This window comes from Hahella sp. NS-SX17 (assembly GCF_057367735.1).
In genome coordinates this window covers 6420697-6442006 of sequence record NZ_CM170632.1, presented here as the reverse complement: position 1 = coordinate 6442006, position 21310 = coordinate 6420697, and the positions used below count along the sequence as shown (strand labels likewise).

The following is a 21310-nucleotide window of genomic DNA, read 5'->3' as shown; positions in this document are numbered from 1 at the left end:
TTTCAGTTCGGGGTGAATTAACCCCGGCTTTCCGTTACTATTCTGCAGCAAAACCGCGACCTAGCACGCACACAAATCCAAGTAAAAGCCAGAGAACCAACCATGTCATTACCAAGGATGCGAGTTTATATTGCATTTTTCCTGTGCTGGGCCGTCGGCGCAGCCTGGGCGGACCAAGTCTCCTTGATTCCTTCAGCGCCGCAAATCGCAGCCTCCTCCTATATTCTTATGGACGCCGAAAGTGGCGCTATTATCGTAGAGAAAGATTCTGAGAAACGCCTTCCCCCCGCCAGCCTGACCAAGATGATGACGTCCTACGTGCTGGATTATGAGGTGGGCCAGGGCAACGTCAGCTTTGATGATGAAGCGCCGATCAGCGTAAAGGCCTGGAAAACCGGCGGTTCTAAAATGTTTGTGCGCGAAGGCACCAGCGTTCGCCTGGGCGACCTGATCAAGGGCATTGTTATTCAGTCCGGCAATGACGCCAGCGTCGCCGTTGCGGAATTCCTCGCTGGCAGCGAAGACGCTTTCGCCTCAATGATGAACCAGCATGCGCAGCGTCTGGGCATGAGCAACACCAACTTTGAAAACGCGACAGGCCTGCCGTCTGAGAATCACTTTTCCTCCGCGCATGATCTGGCGAAACTGGCGAAAGCGATCATCAATGACTATCCCCATCAGTACTCTATCTACTCCGAAAAGTACTTCACCTATAACAATATCCGTCAGCCGAACCGCAATCTGCTGTTGTGGCGCGACAAATCCGTTGACGGCCTGAAAACCGGGCACACGGAAGAGGCGGGTTACTGTCTGGTGTCATCCGCTGTGCGTGACGGCATGCGTCTGATCAGCGTGGTGATGGGAACCAAGAGCGAAGAAGCGCGCGCTCGCGAAACGTTGAAGCTGTTGAACTACGGTTTCCGTTATTTTGAAACCCATAAGCTATACTCCGCTGGCCAGAAGCTGGTGGACAGCGATATTTGGGCCGGCTCCGACGATACTGTTTCACTGGGTCTGAGCAAGGAAATTGTGGTGACTATTCCTCGCGGCAAGAAAGACGCGCTGGAAGCCACAGTTGATATCGATAAAGTGATCAAGGCGCCAATCGAAGTCGGCGCGGAGCTTGGCAAACTAACTGTTAAGCTCAATGGCGAGCTGCTGCTGGAAAAGCCAGTGGTGGCGCTTCAGGCGGTTGAGGAAGCAGGCTTCTTCAAGCGTATCTGGCACGCTATCGTTCTGTTCTTTATGGGATTATTTGAATAGGCGTAAACGCGGGACAGGGGGCGAGCCAAAACGCCCCATAAAAGCGTATAATAAGCAGACCTCTGGCCGCGTAGCGACCAGAGGTTTTGTTCATTTTTAACCCAGGCGGTTTGTCTTGGTTGCTGTTGAAGGTGCTCTCATGACCGATAGCCAAAAAGAGGCTCCCAAAATTGAATTCCCCTGTGACTACCCGCTGAAAGTTATCGGCGTGGCAGGTCCCGACTTTCAGGAAACCGTGGCGTCAATCGTACGCGCCCATGCGCCGGAGTTCGACGCGTCTTCGATTGATGTGCTCGACAGTCGCAACGGTAAATATCTTTCATTGCGTTTCAGCATCCAGGCTCAGAGCGAGGAGCACATCCGTCGTCTGTTCCTGGCGTTGAAAGCGCACAGTTCCGTGCAAATGGTGTTGTAGGTTGTGACGCAGCAGGAAACTGTCGAGACGGGGGCTATGCCGACAACGCAGACATTGTATGTACGTCGCTTTGACCTGATGCCTTATGAGCCGGTCTGGCGGGCCATGCAGAATTTCACTCAACAGCGCGATGCTGAAACGACGGATGAAGTCTGGCTGTTGCAGCATGAACCTGTATTTACCCAAGGGCAGGCCGGCGACGCCGAGCATGTTTTGTTCCCGGGCGATATCCCTGTCGTGCAGGTGGATCGCGGCGGCCAAGTGACCTATCACGGCCCCGGCCAACTAATGGTGTATTTACTTTTGGATCTGCGGCGTCTCAAAATGGGCGCCCGTGATCTGGTGACAATGATCGAAAACACGCTTGTGGGTACGCTGGCGGGATATGGTATAGAAGCCCATGCCCGCAAGGATGCGCCCGGCGTGTATGTGGGAGACGCCAAGATTGCGTCCCTGGGGTTAAGAATTCGACGCGGTTCCTCGTTCCATGGTCTGGCTTTAAATGTGGATATGGATCTGGAGCCTTTCTTGCGCATCAACCCCTGTGGATATCAGGGGTTGCGAATGGCGCAGATAAAAGAGTTCGTACCGGATGTGAGCTGGGCATCAGTCGCCGATGCGTGGCTGAGCCAATTTGTCCGCGCAGCGGGCTTCCAATCAGTTGTAGAGCAGAGAGGGTTACCCGGAGATGAGTGAAACCAACGTACAAGGTTCTCAGGCTGAGGCGCCGAAAGCGGCGGTCAAGCGGGTGGAGCAGGGCGTCAAGCTGCGCGGTTACGACAAAGTATCCCGCAATCCCGTCAAGATTATCGCGACTGACGCCGTGCCCAGAAAGCCAGACTGGATACGGGTGCGCCTGTCCTCTTCCCCTAGTGTGGAAGCCATTAAGCAAAAACTGCGTAAACTGAATCTGCATTCAGTTTGTGAAGAAGCGTCCTGCCCCAACCTGAGTGAATGCTTCAGCCACGGCACCGCGACATTCATGATCATGGGCGATATCTGCACCCGTCGTTGTCCGTTCTGCGACGTAGCTCATGGACGCCCGAACGCCCTTGACGAAAATGAACCTACGCATCTGGCGCAGGCGATCGCTGAAATGAATCTGAAGTACGTGGTTATCACCTCGGTGGACCGTGACGACTTGCGTGATGGCGGCGCAGGGCATTTCGCCAAGTGCATCAGCGAATCCCGTAAATACAGCCCTAATCTGAAAATCGAAGTTCTGGTGCCTGACTTCCGCGGTCGTATGGATGTGGCGCTGGATATACTGCGCGAGTCGCCGCCAGATGTGTTCAATCATAACCTGGAGACGGTGCCTCGTTTGTACAAACAGGCTCGCCCCGGCGCTGATTACGCATGGTCTTTACTGTTGCTGAAGCGTTTTAAAGAAGCTGCGCCGGATGTGCCGACCAAATCCGGCCTGATGCTGGGGATTGGCGAAGAGATCGAAGAAGTGAAGCAGGTCATGAGAGACTTACGCGCGCACAACACGGATATGCTGACCTTGGGTCAATACCTGGCGCCTTCCAAAGACCACTTGCCAGTCGTTCGCTTCGTGCACCCGGATGAGTTCAAGGAGCTGGCGGATTATGGCTACGAAATCGGCTTCAAACAGGTAGCGAGCGGACCGTTGGTGAGATCTTCCTATCACGCGGACAAACAGGCCGCTGGCGAGAACATCTCCTGACGCTGGGCTTTTTGAAAGGAACACTGAATGCGGCATGAGTGATAAACCAAGCGCCAAAAACAATGCCCGGGAGGTTGACCGTATCAAGACAGGAAGCTTTGAACGACGCCTCAGCCTGACGCGGGCTGGATTGGTCGCGGGATCTCGGTTGGCGGGCAATATGGCCGCCAACCTGTTCAAATCTCGCGAAAAGCGTGAGGAAAGTCGCCGTGAGGCATTGTCCCGCCAGGCTCAGTATCTGGTGGAGGAACTGGGACAGCTCAAAGGCAGCGTCGTTAAAATCGGCCAGGTTATGGCGCTCTATGGCGAGCACTTCCTGCCCGTGGAAGTAACCGAAGCCCTGCATACGCTGGAAGATCGTACGACAGCTCTGGGATGGACCAAAATTCATCAGGTCCTGCTTCAGGAACTGGGCGCGGATAAGCTAAAAGAGCTGGATATCCAGCATGAACCTATCGGCGCCGCCTCTCTTGGGCAGGTGCACCGGGCGCGACGTAAGTCCGATGGCCGGGAGCTTTGTCTTAAGATTCAATATCCTGGCGTTGCTGAGGCGGTGGATTCTGACCTGGATTCTGTCGCTCGCCTGTTGAAAGTCGCGCGCATGGTGTCGTTCGGGCCGGATTTCGACGAGTGGCTGGAAGAAGTTCGCGTCATGATGCACCGGGAAGTGAATTACAGTCTTGAATTGGAAACCACCCGCCGCTTCGGAGAAATGCTCAAAGACGACGAGCGCTTTGTGGTTCCCGAGGTTTTCCCTGAATACTCCACTTCCCATGTCATGGCGACCTCCTACGAGCCGGGCCTGGGCGTGACTCATGCGCAGGTGCAGGAGCTGCCTCTGACGCGGCGCAACCATTTGGCGCAGGCGGCATTGGAGTTATTCTTCCGCGAGCTGTTTGTGTGGGGAGAGCTGCAGACCGACCCCAACTTCGGCAACTACCGCATCCGTCTGGGGGCGAATCCAGGGGAGCCTGATCGTGTTGTTCTGCTGGACTTCGGCGCGGTGCAGAAATACCCGGACTCTTTTATCCGCCCAGTGTGCGATATGATTCGCGCTTCCTACGAGGGCGAGCTGGAGCAGGTGATTGAGGGGGCGGTGAAACTGCGTTTCATGCGCCGTGACTGGCCGGCCAGCGTGCTTGATGAATTCGGCAAAGTCTGCATGGCGGTGCTGGAGCCGTTGGCGGCGGACGCCGAGGATGTCCCCGACTTCGCCTTGAACGCGGACAACGAATACTGCTGGCGGCGCAGCGACCTGCCGACTCGAATCGCCAAACGAGCCGCCAAATCGGCGATTAACCGTTATTTTCAGATTCCTCCGAAAGAGTTTGTCTTCCTCAATCGTAAGCTGGTCGGCGTTTACACCTTTGTCTCGGTGCTGGATGCGGAGTTCAACGGGTGCGCCATACTGGAACGTTACCTCTATCCCCACACTGCCGCCCAAGGCGTATAAATCCTGGCTTCGGGGCGTAAAAAAGGCCCCCGCGTCGCCCACCCTGAAAATAGGACGCGGGAGCCGGGAAGGGGGTCACGCCGTTAGACGCAAATGCTTAATAAAGTAGGAATTTGCGGCGCTGACGAAACCTTTGGCGCAGAGTAAGTCCGGGTGCACGATGGGAACTGATTGGCCATCGTGGACAAAGCCGGAGATAAGTGCTTCCCGCCATAGTGGGCGCTCATTGGCGTCAAAAGTCTCAAACTGATCGTCGGAGATCTCCACTTTCACTGGGGCGTTGCGAGTTTCCAGCGCGATGTAGCCGTTGTCCTGGTTGGCGGAGGCGCGCAACACCACCACATTGACGTGTTCGGCGCTATTGCCAGGACGCAGACGAAACACCGGCACCACGTGCCCCATCCATTCCACCACATGCGAGCAGCTCGGGGCGGAAGTGGGCAAATCCTGCACCGCCACGTCCTGCAGGTATTCGCAGAGCGTTTCGGCGACAAAAGCAATGCTCTGACGCTCGCCGGCGTCAGCTAACCAAACGAACATTTTGAAACTGGAATTGGGGGAGTTCATAACGTAGAGCCTTCTCAAAGTATTCGATCAGTTGATGTGCGCTGGTGTAGCACTCCCAGCCTGTATTGTGTCGTAAGACGCCTTCGATCGGACTGGAGCCGACCATAAAGTCCGGCAGACGGCGCGGTCGGTGGTTGGCGCGCAGCTTGTAGATAGCGCGACAGGACAGCGCCAACGCCGGTTCGGCCCCGGACTCGGGGCTGCATATCAGAGCAGCGCGGGAATCGCCGCCTTGCAGCCCGGGCTGGGGAATGAACCCTTCGCGAAATCCGTAGACGGGATACAGCTCCCCGTTAAAACGGATACATGGAATGTGTTCTATATCCAGCACTTCTTCCTTTCCCGCCAGATAGAGAATGTCGCTGGCGGGCAGGTACAAGGTCCTGCCCGCGACGACCAATGAGTAATACGCGGTTAAGCTCGACTTTTCTCCAATCATGTCAGCAACTCCCTGATGGTATCCATGAGCTCGTTGTCGTTGTAGGGTTTCGTGGCGTAAGCCGTCACCCCGGCCTTGTGGGCCAGACTACGATGTTTTTCGTGGCTGCGTGAGGTCAGCATAACCACAGGCATGTTGGCCCAGTCCTGCTGCTGACGCAGGTGTCGGGTCAACTCCAGTCCGTCCATGCGCGGCATTTCCATATCCACCAACAACAGGTTGGGAGTGATGTGCCGCAGTTTCTCGACGGCGTCGAGGCCATCGCTGGCGGTGACGACTTCAAACCCGCAATCCTGCAGCAGTTGCTTGAGGGTGCTGCGGACGCTGAGGGAATCGTCCACGACCAGAATTTTCGGAGAGTCAACCTGGCTCTCTGTCATGATATGAGCGGTTTGATAAGCCTGTTTGGATTGATTCTGCTGCAGCAGATCCGACAGGTTCAGCACCGGCACCAGCGATCCGTCGCCCAGGATTGTCAGGCCGAATACGCCGCGCAGACCGGGAATCAGCTTGCCGGGCGCCCGCACCACCAGTTGTTCTCCGGTGAGCAGCATGTCCACGGCGATAGCTACTGTGTGTTCGTTGAGTTCGGCGATCACTACCGGCTTGCCGGCGCCTTCGGGGGCGGGTTGACCATAAAGACGTTGGGCCAGATCGATATAAGGGTAAAGCTGTCCGTCATACTCCAGGTAGGGCTTGCCGGCCACTTCTTCCAGTTCCCCGGAGTGAGTCGGTAGAATTTGCTTCAGTACGGCGGTGGGCAGGGCGAAGCGTTGCGCGCCCACCAGCACCAGCAACATGTACTGGGTGATTTCTTTCACTGGAACCCGTATCAGCAGCCGGCAGCCGCCTTCACCATCAAAGCTGAAGCGTACCGTGCCGCCGAGCAGTTCAACCTGGCTGCGCACCGCGTCCATGCCAATGCCGCGACCGGACAACTGAGTGGCTTTGTCTTTGGTGCTGAAGCCGGGGAGCCAGACCAGCTGCGCCAGGGATTGATTGTCCGGGCGTCCGCCATCGGCAGGCAACAGGCCGCGTTGTTTGGCCTTTTCGTAGATGCTGTCGAAGTTAAGGCCGCGGCCGTCATCGCTCAGACTGATCTCCAGAAAGCGTCCGTCCTGACGGTAGTTCAGGCTGATCAGGCCTTGTCCGGATTTACCGGCGCTCAGGCGGCTTTGTTCATCTTCTATGCCGTGGTCGACCGCGTTGCGCATCAGGTGCATCAGCGGGTCAGCCAGTTTCTCCACCAGCTCCCGGTCGACCTGAATGTCTTCGCCAACGATGACCAGATCCGCCAGTTTGCCGGCGGCGCGACAGGCCTGGCGCACGCAGCGCTGCAGGCGGCCGCTCAGCACTTGCGCGGCGACCCGTTGGCGCGACAGCAATTGATGCTGCAAGGTGTCGATGTGGCGATGTTGTTGACGCATCAGCGCATCCATCATCGCCAGCTGATCCTGTAATTTCTGATTCAGCTCGCGGACGTCGGCGATCGCCTCGAACAACTGGTGAGAACAACGATGCATATCGTCGTAGCGGTCCATTTCCAGCGGATCGAGGTCTTGCGCGTGCTCGCTGTCAGGGCGCAGTTTGCGCGCCATGCTGCGGCTGTCGATGAGGCCTTCCAGCTCCAGGCGTGTTTCGTTCAGGCGGGTGTCGTGGCCTTTCAGGTCAAAACCCGTGACCTGCACCCGTTTGTACAGCTCCTGAGCCTGTACGGTGTTGATGCTCATTTCCTCCGCCAACTGCAACAGTTGCTCCAGACCGGCATTATCCTGCGGCGCTGTAAACTGCTGCTGCGCGGGCGCGGTTGAGCTTTCTTCCTGTACGGACGCTGCCGGAGCTGGCGCTGCGGCGTCGTCACGGGAAGGCGGCGCAATCACTTTTATGTCGGCTGACGGGGCGGGGACGTCAGCTATGGCGTTATGCTCCTGCATCGCCGCCCAGGCGGCTTCAGCTTTCTCTGGAGAACGCCAGTGCATCAGAGCGTTGAGCAGGGGAAGGGCGTCTTCCGGCGGTTGATCCCGCCCCAGCAGGTGGTCGATCATGCTGCTGACGCAATCCGCAGCGCTGAGCAGCATGTCTTTCATCTCTACGCTCCACTCCGCCTTGCCGTCCGCCAGAGCTTCAAAAATCTCCTCCATGGCGTGGCTGATGTTGGCGACCCCTTTGATGCCGATCAGGTTAGCGGCGCCTTTCAGCGTGTGACTGGCGCGCTGGGCCTGCTGCAGGAAGGCTTTCTTGTCCGCCAGATCGCCATGCAGAGAAGACAGGGCGTGGAACAGAGCATGGGTATGGTTGGGCGAGTCCAGCAGGAACGCCTGGAATACTTCCTGATTGGCGCCATCGGCGGGAACCAGTGAGATATCTTCCGGACTTAACACGACTTCTTCCGCGGCATCTTCCATAAACTCATCGTCGCTGAGCTGGAAGTCCACCAGATTCTCCAGAATGGCTTGCTGCGTCTCTTCGTCCAGACGTTCGCCCCAGGTGGTGGCGTCAATAAACTGCATCAGGCACAGACAGCTTTCTTCTGACGCGCCGCTTTGCAGGTATTCATGCAGCAGCGCTGGCCACTGCTCCAGAATGTCCGCCAGCTCAGGGTCTATCTGGTCGATGGACTGCAGTCGAATCGCCACCATATCGAATAACAACTGCAAGCCGGACAGGCCCAGATAGGCGCAGGTTTCGCCCAGGGTTTGCAGCAGTTCGCAATAACAGTGGCGGGCTTTGACCGAATCCTGCATTTTGGCCGCCTGCTTGCTGAATTCAGGTAGAAGGGCGACGGTTTCCTCCCACAGCGAGGCGAGGATTTCCTGGTGTTGCTCGGGGAGGTCCGCGGGAGGGGTAAAGCTGGAAAAGTCGAAAGTCGCTTCCGGCTCATTCGGCTCGTCCTCGGCGGCTTCCGTCACATCCATCGCTGGCAGGCCTGCGCTGAGTTCGGTCTCTATTTCAGCGAAATCTTCTTCATAAACTTCCGCCACCAGTTCATCCGCGTCGTCTGACTCCGTCTCCGAGACTTCCATCGAGGGGATGGCGTCCATGGTCGCAGCTGCGTCCGCAACGGCTTCAGCCGGCTGCGGCGCAGCGTAGTCATTCCAACTTTCGGGATCGGCGGCGTTTTGCTGCGCTTGCTGTACTATTTGCTCTTCCGCCAGGGTTTCCAGTCTGTGCAGCCAGTCGATGATAGACCAGACCTTTTTCGCCTCAACAGGGAAGTTCGGCATGGTTTCATTGCTTTGCGGATCTTTGGGGCCGTCGCTGGCGATATTGGCGTACAGACGCTGCAGGCGCGCCTGTAATTCCGGCATAGTCGCCATCTCCAATGCGTCATTGACGTTTTCCAGAGCGGCGAAGACTAATTCCGCATCGACGGTCCGTTGCGTCGCCGCCACATCCTCCAGTTCCGCAGTAAAAGCGCGAATGAGTTCGACGGTGGGTGAAACAGGGTCTTGCTTGTGCATAGACGGAATCCATCCTGGTTAGTGGTTGCGGGCGCCCTGGGTAGAGCGCGCCAAACATCAGGTTTAAACAGCAACCTTTTCCTGACGGTCGGCGCATTCTGTGAATAACGCCGACCGCAATCTTCTTATCTCTCAGCTGGCCTGCTTGAGGCGTCCCGGCTCTTCTTTCGCCGGAGCGCCCGCGCTGGGGATCATCAGCTTGCTTGGCGTGGAGGCGTTGGTTTCCAGCGACTCCGTAGACAGTTCCGGTATCCGGATATTGGTGGATACGGAAGCCGGCAAGGTGAACAGTTCCACTGTTTGCTGCAGTACGCCTGATGCTGTACGCAGTCTCTCTGTGTGCAGGGACTGACGTTTCAGCTCCATGTCGGTGACGCGGGTGCTGGCTTCGATTTCGCCGGCTTGTTGGCACACGCTTTGGGTTTCTTTGGCCTGGGCCAGAGAGTTCTGCGCGATCTTCTCTACCGCTGTTACCAGTTCGCGAGTGGTCTTCTGAGTTTCCTGCATCTGTGAACCAGCCTGGGTGGCGCGTTTGGAACCGTTGACCACCTGGGTGATACTGTTGTTCATGGTATCCACCGCGTCCGCCGTTTCGGTCTGAATGTTGCGGATCAAGCTGCTGATCTGTGATGTGGCGTTACGAGAGCTTTCCGCCAGACGCTGAACCTCGTCCGCAACCACCGCAAACCCGCGACCGGCTTCACCAGCCGCCGCCGCCTGCATACTGGCGTTCAGGGCCAGTACGTGTGTGCGTTCCGCAATGCTGTTGATGATGTCGATGATGCCGCTGATCTCCAAAGAACGTTCTGACAGACGCTTGATGCGTTTTTCCGTTTCGCTGATGGAATCGCGGATTTCGTCCATACTCTCGACGGTGTTTCCTACCGCCTCATAGGCTTTGTCAGTGGAAGAAGAGGCGCTTTGCGCGATCTGGTTACAGGACTGACACCACTTGGCGATTTGCGCCATGTGCTTGGCGACGGCATCCAGTTTCTGGATTGTCTGTTCAATCAGTTTCCGCTCTTGGTCGGCGACGCCGACAACCTTGCGGGTCTGCTCATCCACCATGACGCTGGAGCCGCTGACCAGGTTACTGACGTAACGGATTCTGCCCAACGCTTCTGAGGTTTCCTTGGTGACCAGGTTCAAGGCGTCCGCAACCGGCCCGGTGATGTCTTCCCGTACGGTCAGTTTGGTGGTGAGATCGCGATCGCTGAGTTTGGAGGTGCCTTCCAGCAGTTCGATTACCGAGTTGTTGAGCACTTCGTTCTCTCTCTCGATGCGGATCAGAGTCGCCACTTTTTCGTTTAACAGCTGGTCGAGGGCCTGGCCCAGCGTGACCAGCTCGTCGGTTCCGGTGAGTGCGGTGCGGGCTTCGGAGTCGCCTTGTTTGACCTTGCCCACCGTTTCAGTGATGACGTTGACCGGACGCAGAATGGAGCGACGGATGTATTGCGACAGGCCGACAGCGCCGCCGAGGCTTAACAGGATGATGATGGAGCCTGCGATCAGGGCGTTGTTCAATACGCCTTCAGAGGTTTCAAACGCAACCTGCGCTTGTTGGGTCAATTGGTCTGCGTAAGCGGTGGAAGCATCGTTGAAGGGTCCGATGAACTCAGACAAGTCGTTCAACAGGAACAGTTCCAGGTCGGCGCGGGACTGGTTGCCGCCCATCGCCTTGAACTGATCGAAGGCGGAGAACACGCCGGAGACGGATTTCTGCATATCGACGAAGCCTGACTGCTGATCGCCCTGAGCTGAATTGGAGGCGCTCAAGGATTTCCAGTCCGCTTCAAACTGCTGACGGGCCACCGCCAGTTTGGCGTCCGCGTCGGCCCAGGTGACAACGCCCGTGTTCAGACTGTTGATGGTGTCCACCATGCCTTCCTGCAGGGTGTTGATCAAGTGAGTCAGGCGGGAAGTTTCGTTGACCTGATTATGCAATTTCTCGGATGAGTTTCTTGCATAGGTCAGTGCGAAGAAGGCCAGAGATCCGATGATCACAAGCGTTAACGCCATGACCAGGGTCTGTGACAGCAGTCGTTGTCCGACGCTGAGTTTACTGAGAGAAAAAGTGCGGTTCAATTTCATGATAATGCTCCTGCTTATCGAGCCTGTATAACCCGTTGCTTCATGCCGTTCAGAACAATCTGGCCAGTTGCGCGCCTTCTATGGGGAGGTAAGACTTGTTGTTGAAGTAAGTCATCGTCACCAGGTCGGACCCCTGATTGTCGCCGCGGAAGTCGAGGGCGACGCCGCCGATATTGAACTCTGCGTTGCGAGTGGCGCGGACAAAGCTTTCCCGGGTCAGGTCGCCTTTAATGCTTTGCATGATGGCCACGAACATTTTGCCGACGATATAGCCTTCCAGGCTCACTACGTTCAAGCGTTCGCCGAGAGCGGATCTGGCTTCTTTGACGATGGGCAGGTCGGATTCCAGGTCCGGCACTACTTGAGTCAGGATGACTTTATCCGTCACGCCGAAACGGTCCAGGGTGTCGCGCAGGTTTTCCGCGCCAGTGAAGGATACCGCGCTGATCAGCCAGTCTGCGCCCCGTTGTTTGGAGTAAGCGGCGAAACGTCCGATCGCGTTATAGGTGCCGACTGTGACCACCAGGCGACAACGGCTGTTGCTGGCTTTCTCCCACTCTTTCAGGGACTCGAAACCGGCGCGGGAAGTCAGCGTATTGCGCTCATAAACGCCAACAGGGCCGATGCCGTTACGTTCGGGAGAGTCGCCGGACTTGGCCAGGATAGTGTCCAGCTTTTCTACGATATCGCGGGAGCGGACATTGTTTTGCAGCGCCAGCTTGATGCCTTCCACCCCGGCCATGCCGTAAGCGTCGTTCTGTACGTAAGCGCAGATCTCGGATGCTTGCAGGCCGGCGAGGAAGCCTTGCTCGATAACCTTGGCGGTTTCTTGCACGTAGCTGGCGCGGAAGTTGACGACGTCGCCGATGCCGGGACGCAGCAGTCCTGCGCCGGTGAAGAAGCCGACCGCAGGCACTTTATTGTCGGCAAGGATCGGCAGCGCCACTTGAGCGGTCGGAGTGCCGACATTGCCGATCATGGCGAATACGCCGTCCTTGATCAGACGGTTAGTCTGCTCAACGGTGAGGTTAGGGGTGTATGAATCGTTAAGGGTCACGTATTCCAGACGTTTACCCTTGATGCTGACGCCTTCGAATGCGGCGAGCACGCCGTCGCGCATGTTCAGACCCAGGCCGCGGGACTGACCTTCCAGGTCCAGTACGCCTCCGACGACAATGCGATCTCCATAAACGCCGGGTGATTGTGCGGCGACAAGTTGGCTCAGGGCCAGACCGAATAAGAGTGAGATGGTCTTTCTCATGTTATCCTCCCATGGGACTCCTTTTAATAACGTTTCCGAAGGGGTTTTTAGGCGTAGCCAACCCTCTCCGGTCCTGACTTCTCCGGAAATTCCGTTTTAGTTACCAGGGTTCAGCCTGCGCCTTGAGGGGCGGATGTGTACTGCTATCGCTGACAGGCTTGTCTATCGGGGTTGGGCTTAACTCGTGCTCAACATATCGGTCAGCCTCCTTTTGAACGTGTCCAGATTCCATTCACACCAAATGCCGTTTTGTCTGTAGACTGCATCGACGCAGGCCATCAGAGCGTTGGAAAGAGGCGGGGGTTGGGTCATGCGCTGGTCTGTCGTCATCATCAGCTTGTGAGGGAAACGACGCACCTTCACGGCGAAAGACTCCTGCCCCTGATCGAAGTACAGCAGGTAGGAGGGACTGGCCCGTTGCACGACTTTGCGTTGCGGCGCGATCGCTTCTGAGGCGTCGCGCAGACCAAAATATATTTCCAGGTCGACAACCGGGGTCACCTGACTGCGGACATTCACGAAGCCGCTCAGCCACTTGGGAGCATAGGGGACCGGGCAGATTTCCGGAGACTCCAACAGTTCCTTGTAGCAGTCCTCGCGAATCAACAGGCCCAGGTTGCTCTGATCAGCCGTATCCGCGTCGGCCTCCTTGACGGCCAGCCGCAGGGCGAACCATGCGGTGGCCTGATTTTCACGGACTTCCTCCCGGGTTTCCGCGTTGATTTGCCGGAGCAGGGCGAATGCTTCGGAGGGCCGGAGTATTCGCTTGCTCTCAACCGGGATTGACACGCTGTTCATGGCGTCTCACCTCGTTCCTGAATCGGCTTCAGGCGTAGCTGTGGAGTTGACTGATAATTTCTTCGTTCTTGTAAGGTTTGGACACCAGCGCCTTGGCGCCTTGTTTGGCCGCCCAGATGTGGTCCACCTTCTGGTTCTTGCTGGAGACGAACACCACGGGAATTTTGGACAGCTCCGGGTCCTGGGAAATCTCCCTACAGGTGCTGAAGCCATCCATGTCGCCCATGATGATGTCCATCAGAATCAGGCTGGGCTTTTCTTTGCGCGCTTTGCTGATGGCTTCTTCGCCGGAACGGGCTGTCACCGTTTGATAGGCTGCGCCGGAGACGATCTGCTCCAGATGTTTCAGATCGGTTTCGCTGTCATCGACGATAAGTACTTTCTTGTTCATAGGTTATCTCCCTAGAGCTGCTAGTTGTGGAAATATGAGCGTTTCCGTTTTGGCGGCGCCGAGATAGCGGCGTACTACTTCCGCCAGTTCCCGGTCTTCCGGAGGCTTGGTGATATAACCATCGCACCCGGACATTTTTGCTTTGACGCGATTTAACGTGGATGATTTGCTGGTCAGCATCACCACTTTGGTTTTCACTTGTTGCTTGATTGAGCGGCAAGCCTGATAACCATCCATGCCAGGCATCATTACATCCATGAACACCAGGTCGTAGCGGCAGTCGCGCACTTTCATGAGCGCTTCCTCACCGCTTTCCGCTACATCCACGCCGGCTTCGAAATCCAGGATTTCATGCAGCTTCTGTTTCATGAAGGTGCGCACCGGCAAGTTGTCGTCGACAACGAGAATGTTCTTTACGTGGGTCTTCGCTTCCTGCTGGTCCGACTGCGTGGCCTGCTGCAACGCTTCGCGCAGACGACGGAATATCAGGGGACGGGTCAGGTGGATTGCTTCATCGTCAACAGGCTGCTTGCTGCGGCTGATGACGATGGTTTTTTCGAAGTGAGTGGCGGCCTTCAGTCTTTGCCAAAGGCTGCGGCTTTCTGGCTTATCGATATCCACAAGCAGAATCTGTCCTTCCATGGAGCCGGGTTCGCTGGCGAGCTGGAAGTTTCCGAACCATGTTTCGTCCAGATGAGACAGGTTCCGAAGCAGAACCAAGTCCTTCTCCATGAGCCCCACATGCGAAATGATAATCTTGTCCATGAAACCCTCTCCTCGACCTTGCGGCCTTTCCTTTGGGTCTGATTGCAAATCGACTGAGTTAACTGCTCCGAGATGATTAAAAACTAATCACTATTGGCTGGATTATTGGAATGAATGTTAAATTTGTCAAAAACATGCTCGTAAACAATGGTAATGAACGTCGATAAGTTGACGTTTTAGTTCGCAGTTCTCGTTTCGAGATGTAAGCGAGCGGGGAAAATTGTTACAGGTGGTGAAAACGTGTCCCTATTCACGTTTGCGCCTAACCTTTTGATTTTTTGGAAATCGCAGAATTAAACGTTGAAGCCGGGTGAGAAATCGCCGTTATTCGCCGTACATTGCGGTGAAAAACTTTGCAAAATTAAATATGAGAATTCGTCTGAAAATGGGGCTTGAACGCAGGTTTTAGAGTGCTCTTGAGTGAGCGCAATGACGCCGTTTCGAACGCTAAAGACGTCAGAAAGAACATTTGCGAAAAGAACCCACAGCGATCAGAAAGGCGGGCGGATAACATTGAGGCGTTAAAAAGGAGGCCGAGGCCTCCTTTTTTGATTATCGACGCATTATTCCATGGGATGGATTAATGAATGGCGCTTTTGGCCAGTTTGCCGATATCCGTGTGGTGCAGCAGCTTGGAGAAGCCGTCAGTCGCGCCGGCGGGGCCGAACGCCACTACTGGCACCGGCGTGCTAGTGTGAGTGCCGGTAGCCCAGACGATGTTCTGGCTTTCGGCCATGGCGCGACCCAGCAGGTCATGACGCACTTCCTGACCGTATACGTAGAATGACTTGAAGTCATTCACTTTGGGGAACATTTTGGCGCTCAGGTAGTCGTGCCCTTCAACCTTATAGTAGTTGGGCTCTTGCTGCAGAACCGCTTTGGCCTGTTCCAAAGTGATGGGGAACGCGTTGTTGGCGTTGACCAGCTTCATCAGTTCCGCTGGAGACTGCTTAGCGCCGTCGAATTCGGCGAACAGGTCCGGGAAGCTCATTTTTTGCTGGTACAGCTTGCTCAGCGTCTCGAATGAACCGAAGTTGAAGTTAGGCGCGTAAGCCGCTTCTTTGAACGCTTCGCCAGTCAGCGGCTCGCCTTCGGGGATGTTGGAGCGTGAGTAACTGAAGCCGAAGCCGCCGGTTTCATGGTCGGCGGTGATGATGACCAGAGTGTCCTGACGGTTCTTCACCCACTCGTAGACGTAGTTGATGGTTTCGTCGAACTTGAGCATCTCATGCAGCATAGTGCCTGCGTCGTTATCGTGACCCGCCCAGTCAATCTGACCGCCCTCGATCATCAGGAAGAAGCCCTTTTCGTTGCGGGACAGGATGTCCAGCGCCTTCATGGTCATTTCTTTCAGAGTCGGCTCGGTGCGCTTGGGATCGTCTTTGGCGTGAGTATAACGAATGCCGTTCATCATGCCGGAGTAGCTGAACAGGCCCAGCAGCTTATCGCCTTTGGAAGCATCCAGCTGGTTACGGTTGAACGCCAGCTGATAGCCCATGGACTCAGCGTCCGCCAGCAGGTTCTTGTCGTCCTTACGCTTGGACTTCAGCTGTACAGCGCCTTCGGTTTTCTTTTCCAGCGCCTGGTACAGTTCGCCTTTGTCGTTCACGGACTTGGGCAACCAGTGACGCAAACCACCGGACAGCATGACGTCTACCTGGTTCGCCAGCATGTCTTCCGCGATCTGGTTTTCCATAGAGCGATGCGCCCGGTGAGCGGCGAAAGAGGCGGGCGTGGCGTGTGTCAGACGGGTATCGGACACTAAACCGGTGGATTTGCCCATACGCTTGGCTTTCTCCAGCACGGTCTCCACATGGTCGCCCACTTTGTCGAGGCCAATAACTTCGGACGGCGCAGGCTCGCCAGTGGCCAACTGAGTGGCGGAACAGGCAGAGTCGACAACCAGGTTATAAGCGGGGGTGTGGCGGGACAGGCCCAGGACGCCGGTGTCCATAAACTTCTGCATGCCCGTGAGCTGGCCGTGGTAGATGGAATCTGGCGCATTGACGGCGTATTCGTGCAGCAATCCGATCTGCTGCGGCCCCATGCCGTCGCCGATCATCATGATGACGTTTTTAACTTCCGGTTCCTTGGTGTCGGTTTTTTTGTCCATGGTGGACTGACATCCCGCCATCAAGGCCGAAATTGCTGCTGCGCTGGCCAATAATTTCCAAGAATGTATTCTTCTTAGCATAGACTTCCTTATTGCATAGTCGATTGATGTGATAATGGAGCTTGCGCCCCTTTAGTCAGGCGTTTTTGTTGTTATCGCCCAATTCTTTTGATCCGGTCACAGCATACCCACGCTGTCGCGACGCTGTCCTTGTCGGTCCTGGCGTGGGCTGATCGGTTTTTTATTATTTCAGATACTTGGCCGTCAGTGCGCCCATATATTCTGGGTCGTCTCGCAGGCGCGATATCTCTTTCCAGATAGCGGTTTGTTCTGCGGTGGTGAGGGGCGAGCCTTTGGCGAAAGTAAGATGGTAGGATTTACTGCTGAGGGGGTTGAGGTCGGATTTCAGTTTGGTTTTATATTCCGCCTGCCGCATCAGGTGTTGATAGACCTCGGGGGTGGTGATCACCGAACCGCTCCCCAGTTTGGCCAGCTTTTCAATATTGCGCAGCTCCCCGGTCTGGCTTTCATATATGCGTCGGTTGGACTCTCGCAGCGTACTGACGATGGAGTAACCGCGGGCCACGCGCACCGGCTCCGGCAGCGTGTTGAGATCGCCCTTGAATTCATAGTTCGCGTCGCTGGACACCACCACAATGTATTCCACTTGCGCCACCCGTGAGGCGGAGCGTTGCGCGGTAGCGGCGTCGGCGGGGTAGTTCATGAACTCTGCGCGCTCTTTTTTGTAGGAGGCGGTGACGACGCCGTGCACCAGATTGCCGCGGGCGGAATCCAGGCATTCCTGCCACAGCATGGGTTTGAATTCGACTTTATAGCCCAGGCTTTCTGAGGCCTTTTTTACGATGTCCACATGCATGCCTGCGGCTTCGCCTTGCTCGTCTACGTAAGTGAACGGGTACCAGTAGTTGTTGTCGCTACAGAAGACGATATCCGTTTGCGCGGCGGCGAGATTGGAAATGAATAGAGTGGAAAGAAAAAGCGCCAGCGCTCTGAAGGCATTGTATGTCGACATATGTTTTCCTTATGGGAAAGTGAATACAGATTGTGTCTTAGCAGGCTCTGTTTTGGGATCTGGTTATTCTTCTGCACATACGCTGATTTTATTATTTATTTCGACATGTTAGCTGATGTAGGTCTAATCGCAAGGTCTTGTTGGGGATAAGTTACATAGTGTTACCTTGAACGAATTGCGTGGAGTGAACGTTAGATTTTCATTATGGGGGTAATACTGTGCTGGAGATATCAGGCGCCGCGGTAAGCGGGCTTGATTGCGCGAGTTTTGAAAAGCATCGCTAAAGTCAGGAGAATAAGAGACTTGTCTGACATTCTATTCCGGGACTTTGCGATACATGAAACTCACCGCTATCCACCATGCCGCTATTATTTGTTCGGACTATACGGCGTCGAAACGTTTTTATACTGAGGTATTGGGGCTGAAAGTTCTGGCGGAGAATTTCCGCGCGCAACGAAATTCCTACAAATTGGATCTGCAGCTGCCGGACGGTTCTCAGGTGGAGTTGTTTTCCTTTCCCGATGCGCCGCCCCGTCCCAGTTATCCCGAAGCGCGCGGTTTGCGTCATTTGGCTTTTGTCACGCCGTCGGTGGAGGAGGCCAAGGCTTATCTGGAATCTCAAGGGGTGGTGGTGGAGGATATCCGGGTGGATGAATACACCGGCAAGCGTTTCACTTTTTTCGCCGACCCGGATGATTTGCCGCTGGAGTTATACGAAGCCTGAAGCAAGGGTCGCCAGGAGGCTTTGCTGCGCCAAGTGAGTGAAAAAGGGGAGCGCGAAGGCTCCCAAACGCAGAGGAGCAAGGGTCGTTGCTTTTGATTCTCCTCAAATCGAACTTTGTTCCAAACCGAGTTTCCCGTCGGAGGGAACGCGTTACAGCAGTTTCTGCAGCTCAGGAATACAGGAGCCGCAGTTAGTGCCGGCATTCAGGCATTGGCCAATGGCTTCCACCGTTTGCAGTCCTTTTTCTCGAATCGTCTGACGCAGGGTGTTTTCTCCTACGCCGAAGCAGGCGCAGATAGTGCGTCCGGCATGGGCGGCGTCAGAGCGTGGAACGCCGGCGAGCAAGCCGAGGCGGTCGTTGTGGGTCAGCGCTTCCAGGTCGAACAGACTCGCCAGCCAGGACCGTTCAGGCAAATCCGGCGTGGGGCCGATAAACAGGCACGCCGTCAGACGGTCGCCAGTAAAGCAGGCGCTGCGGTACTTGCCCGTTGCGCTATCCTGGTACTCCAGCCATTCGCTCTCATTCTGAGCAGACAGATTCAGAAGGGCGCGCGCCCATTGGCTCCAGTCTTCAATGGGCGCGGCGCCGGCGAGTTCATAACGATAGAAGCGGGTTCCGCGAATCTTGGCCCAGTAAGGCGCGCCTTCCAGATTCAATTCTTCCCGGGCGAAAATAAAGCCATGCCAGGCGGCCTCAAAGCGCTCCAGCGCCACGGGTGTGTGCTTGCTTTCCGGCTGCCCGGAATGTGGATCAGTAAAAGGGTTGACCAGCGCGCCGACCCGTCCTGCTGCGCTATATTGGGCGGTCCAATGCATGGGGACGAACAATTGTCCGGGTTGCTGTTCATCCGTCAGGTTGGCTCTGGCGATCATCGCGCCGTGGCGGGAGCGCAGGCTCACCAATGTATTGGCTTCGACGCCGGCCCGCTGCGCATCTTGCGGATGAATATCGCAGTAAGGCTCAGGGAGATGGGCGTTGAGTCGCGGCGCCAGGGCGGTCCGGGTCATGGTGTGCCATTGGTCGCGGATGCGGCCGGTGTTGAGAGCGAAAGGATAGCTCTCATCCAGTTTTCCCTGCGGTGGTTGCGGCGTTACCGGCAGCAGTAGCGCCTTGCGATTCCGACTGAAATAGCCCCCGTTTTGAAGGAGCCGGGATGAGCCCCGGGGCGCTGCGGCGTTCACTGGCCACTGTATTGGTTCTAGCGCGTCGTAATCAGCGTCGGTCAGTGTCTCCAGGGCGGAAATATCGAAGGCGCGTAAGGACTGCTCTGGCGCATTCTCGAAGCCGGATAACGCCGCGTGTTCAATGAATATGTCCCGACTGTTGCGATAATTGAAGGCTGCGCCGAAACCCATGCGCTGGGCGACGGCGCTGATGATCCACCAGTCCGGTTTGGCGTGGCCGGGAGGCGTTAGAAGTGCGCGCTGGCGGGAGATGCGGCGCTCGGAGTTGGTGACGGTTCCGTCTTTTTCGCCCCAGCCCAGCGCTGGCAACAGGATGTTGGCGTATTCCGTGGTGTCAGTGCGGCGGATACAGTCGGAGATGATCACGTTTTCGCAGCGGGACAGCGCCTGGGCGACCTTGTCCGCATCCGGCATGCTGACAACTGGATTGGTGCCCATGATCCAGATCGCCTTGATGCGGCTGTCCGCCACGGCGTCGAACAGGTCCACGGCTTTCAGGCCGGGCTGGCTGGCCATGCGGGTGGCGTTCCAGAAGCGGCCGACTCTCTCTACGTTATCCGAGGTGAAGTCCATATGCGCTGCGAGCTGATTAGCCAGACCGCCCACTTCGCGGCCACCCATGGCGTTGGGTTGGCCAGTGAGAGAGAGTGGCCCCATTCCCGGCTGCCCGATGCGGCCGGTAGCCAGATGACAATTGATAATGGCGTTGACCTTGTCGCTGCCGCTGCTGGATTGATTCACCCCTTGAGAGTACGCCGTCACTGTTTTCGGCGTTTTGCGGAACCAGTCGTAAAACGCCGCCACTTCGCCCTCTTTCAGTCCGCAATGGCGGGCCACCGACGGGATATCCGCAGTTTCGGCGGCGCGCGCGGCTTTGATGGCGACGCCAAAGCCCTCGGTATGTTGTTCCAGGTATTCGTAGTCCAGCGCGCCCAGACGCGCCAAGTATGCCAACAGACCGTTGAATAACCACGCATCGGAGCCTGGCTGCAGCGGCAGGTGCAGGTCGGCGATATCGCAGGTGGCGGTGCGACGCGGGTCGATCACTACCACTTTCATCTGGGGGCGCTGCTGTTTGGCGGCTTTGATGCGTTGATACAGGATAGGATGGCACCAGGCGGTATTGGAGCCGGTCAGGATAATCAGGTCGGCCTGCTCCAGGTCCTCGTAACATCCCGGTACGACATCCGCTCCGAAAGCGCGTTTGTGGCCTGCGACGGAGGAAGACATGCACAGGCGTGAATTGGTGTCTACGTTGGCGGAACCGATGAAGCCTTTCATCAGTTTGTTGGCGACGTAATAGTCTTCCGTCAGCAATTGTCCCGAAAGATAGAACGCCACGGACTCGGGGCCATGCTCACGCGTCGTGGCGCTCAGCGTCTCCGCCGCCAGATCCAGGGCGGCGTCCCAGGATACCGTTTCCCCGTTAATTTCAGGGTTTAACAACCGGCCGTACAAGGTCAGCGTTTCCGCCAGTGCGGCGCCTTTCGAGCACAAGCGTCCGAAGTTGGCGGGGTGATTGCGGTCGCCCTGAATGTGGATCTGCCGGGTTGCGGCGTCCGTCACGACCGCCTGGATGCCACAACCCACGCCGCAGTAGGCGCAAGTGGTGTGTAGAGTGCGATTAGAAGTCATAAACTCGGGCCTGATGCAAAAAGGGTGAA

General features: G+C 56.4%; 17 protein-coding genes. 6 read left to right on the top strand and 11 right to left on the bottom strand.

What is annotated here, in order from left to right; all coding sequences use genetic code 11:
- The first annotated feature begins 102 nt into the window (after window positions 1–102).
- From AC2IBB_RS28780 to AC2IBB_RS28760, 5 genes are all read left to right on the top strand, one after another.
- Entirely contained in the window at window positions 103–1263 is a 1161-nt protein-coding gene (locus AC2IBB_RS28780) for a D-alanyl-D-alanine carboxypeptidase family protein (RefSeq protein WP_486330112.1), read from the top strand.
- A 139-nt stretch (window positions 1264–1402) separates the two neighbouring features.
- Window positions 1403–1678 carry an HP0495 family protein gene (locus AC2IBB_RS28775; RefSeq protein ID WP_486330111.1) on the top strand — a complete coding sequence of 92 codons (276 nt, stop codon included), beginning with the start codon at window positions 1403–1405 and terminating at the stop codon, window positions 1676–1678.
- Between the two features lie 36 nt (window positions 1679–1714).
- Window positions 1715–2374 carry a lipoyl(octanoyl) transferase LipB gene (gene lipB, locus AC2IBB_RS28770; protein WP_486334004.1) on the top strand — a complete coding sequence of 220 codons (660 nt, stop codon included), beginning with the start codon at window positions 1715–1717 and terminating at the stop codon, window positions 2372–2374.
- A complete protein-coding gene (gene lipA, locus AC2IBB_RS28765) occupies window positions 2367–3365 on the top strand; it encodes a lipoyl synthase (protein WP_486330110.1) in 999 nt (332 codons plus the stop codon). The genes lipB and lipA overlap by 8 nt, the downstream gene beginning before the upstream one ends.
- Window positions 3366–3399: 34 nt before the next feature.
- Window positions 3400–4818: an ABC1 kinase family protein gene (locus AC2IBB_RS28760; RefSeq protein WP_486330109.1), complete on the top strand. Its 1419-nt coding sequence runs from the start codon at window positions 3400–3402 to the stop codon at window positions 4816–4818.
- 75 nt (window positions 4819–4893) lie between these two features.
- Here AC2IBB_RS28760 and AC2IBB_RS28755 read toward each other — a convergent pair whose 3' ends face one another.
- The 10 genes from AC2IBB_RS28755 to AC2IBB_RS28710 all read right to left on the bottom strand — a co-directional run bounded on the left by AC2IBB_RS28755 (window position 4894) and on the right by AC2IBB_RS28710 (window position 17737).
- Window positions 4894–5385 (bottom strand): hypothetical protein, encoded by a 492-nt coding sequence (locus AC2IBB_RS28755; protein WP_486330108.1) that lies wholly within the window; start codon window positions 5383–5385, stop codon window positions 4894–4896.
- Window positions 5339–5824 (bottom strand): hypothetical protein, encoded by a 486-nt coding sequence (locus tag AC2IBB_RS28750; protein ID WP_011399542.1) that lies wholly within the window; start codon window positions 5822–5824, stop codon window positions 5339–5341. The genes AC2IBB_RS28755 and AC2IBB_RS28750 overlap by 47 nt, the downstream gene beginning before the upstream one ends.
- Window positions 5821–9285 (bottom strand): hybrid sensor histidine kinase/response regulator, encoded by a 3465-nt coding sequence (locus AC2IBB_RS28745; protein ID WP_486330107.1) that lies wholly within the window; start codon window positions 9283–9285, stop codon window positions 5821–5823. The genes AC2IBB_RS28750 and AC2IBB_RS28745 overlap by 4 nt, the downstream gene beginning before the upstream one ends.
- Before the next feature lie 132 nt (window positions 9286–9417).
- Complete coding sequence (locus AC2IBB_RS28740) at window positions 9418–11376, bottom strand: methyl-accepting chemotaxis protein (protein ID WP_486330106.1); 1959 nt, start codon at window positions 11374–11376, stop codon at window positions 9418–9420.
- 49 nt (window positions 11377–11425) lie between these two features.
- A complete protein-coding gene (locus tag AC2IBB_RS28735) occupies window positions 11426–12637 on the bottom strand; it encodes an ABC transporter substrate-binding protein (RefSeq protein ID WP_486330105.1) in 1212 nt (403 codons plus the stop codon).
- Window positions 12638–12814: 177 nt separating this feature from the next.
- Entirely contained in the window at window positions 12815–13435 is a 621-nt protein-coding gene (locus AC2IBB_RS28730; RefSeq protein ID WP_486330104.1) for a chemotaxis protein CheW, read from the bottom strand.
- Between the two features lie 28 nt (window positions 13436–13463).
- Complete coding sequence (locus AC2IBB_RS28725; protein WP_127968685.1) at window positions 13464–13826, bottom strand: response regulator; 363 nt, start codon at window positions 13824–13826, stop codon at window positions 13464–13466.
- Between the two features lie 3 nt (window positions 13827–13829).
- On the bottom strand, window positions 13830–14591 hold the full coding sequence (locus AC2IBB_RS28720; RefSeq protein WP_486330103.1) for a response regulator: 762 nt from the start codon (window positions 14589–14591) through the stop codon (window positions 13830–13832).
- Window positions 14592–15171: 580 nt separating this feature from the next.
- Window positions 15172–16704: an alkaline phosphatase gene (locus AC2IBB_RS28715; protein WP_486330102.1), complete on the bottom strand. Its 1533-nt coding sequence runs from the start codon at window positions 16702–16704 to the stop codon at window positions 15172–15174.
- A gap of 244 nt (window positions 16705–16948) precedes the next feature.
- Window positions 16949–17737: a substrate-binding periplasmic protein gene (locus AC2IBB_RS28710; protein ID WP_486330101.1), complete on the bottom strand. Its 789-nt coding sequence runs from the start codon at window positions 17735–17737 to the stop codon at window positions 16949–16951.
- Window positions 17738–18074: 337 nt separating this feature from the next.
- Between AC2IBB_RS28710 and gloA2 the strand changes: the two genes are divergently transcribed.
- The gene (gene gloA2 / locus AC2IBB_RS28705; RefSeq protein ID WP_486330100.1) at window positions 18075–18461 is read left to right on the top strand and encodes an SMU1112c/YaeR family gloxylase I-like metalloprotein; all 387 of its coding nucleotides are present in this window, start codon (window positions 18075–18077) and stop codon (window positions 18459–18461) included.
- Between the two features lie 150 nt (window positions 18462–18611).
- Here the strand turns inward: gloA2 and AC2IBB_RS28700 are convergent, their stop codons facing one another.
- Window positions 18612–21281 carry a molybdopterin-dependent oxidoreductase gene (locus AC2IBB_RS28700; protein WP_486330099.1) on the bottom strand — a complete coding sequence of 890 codons (2670 nt, stop codon included), beginning with the start codon at window positions 21279–21281 and terminating at the stop codon, window positions 18612–18614.
- Window positions 21282–21310 lie beyond the last annotated feature (29 nt).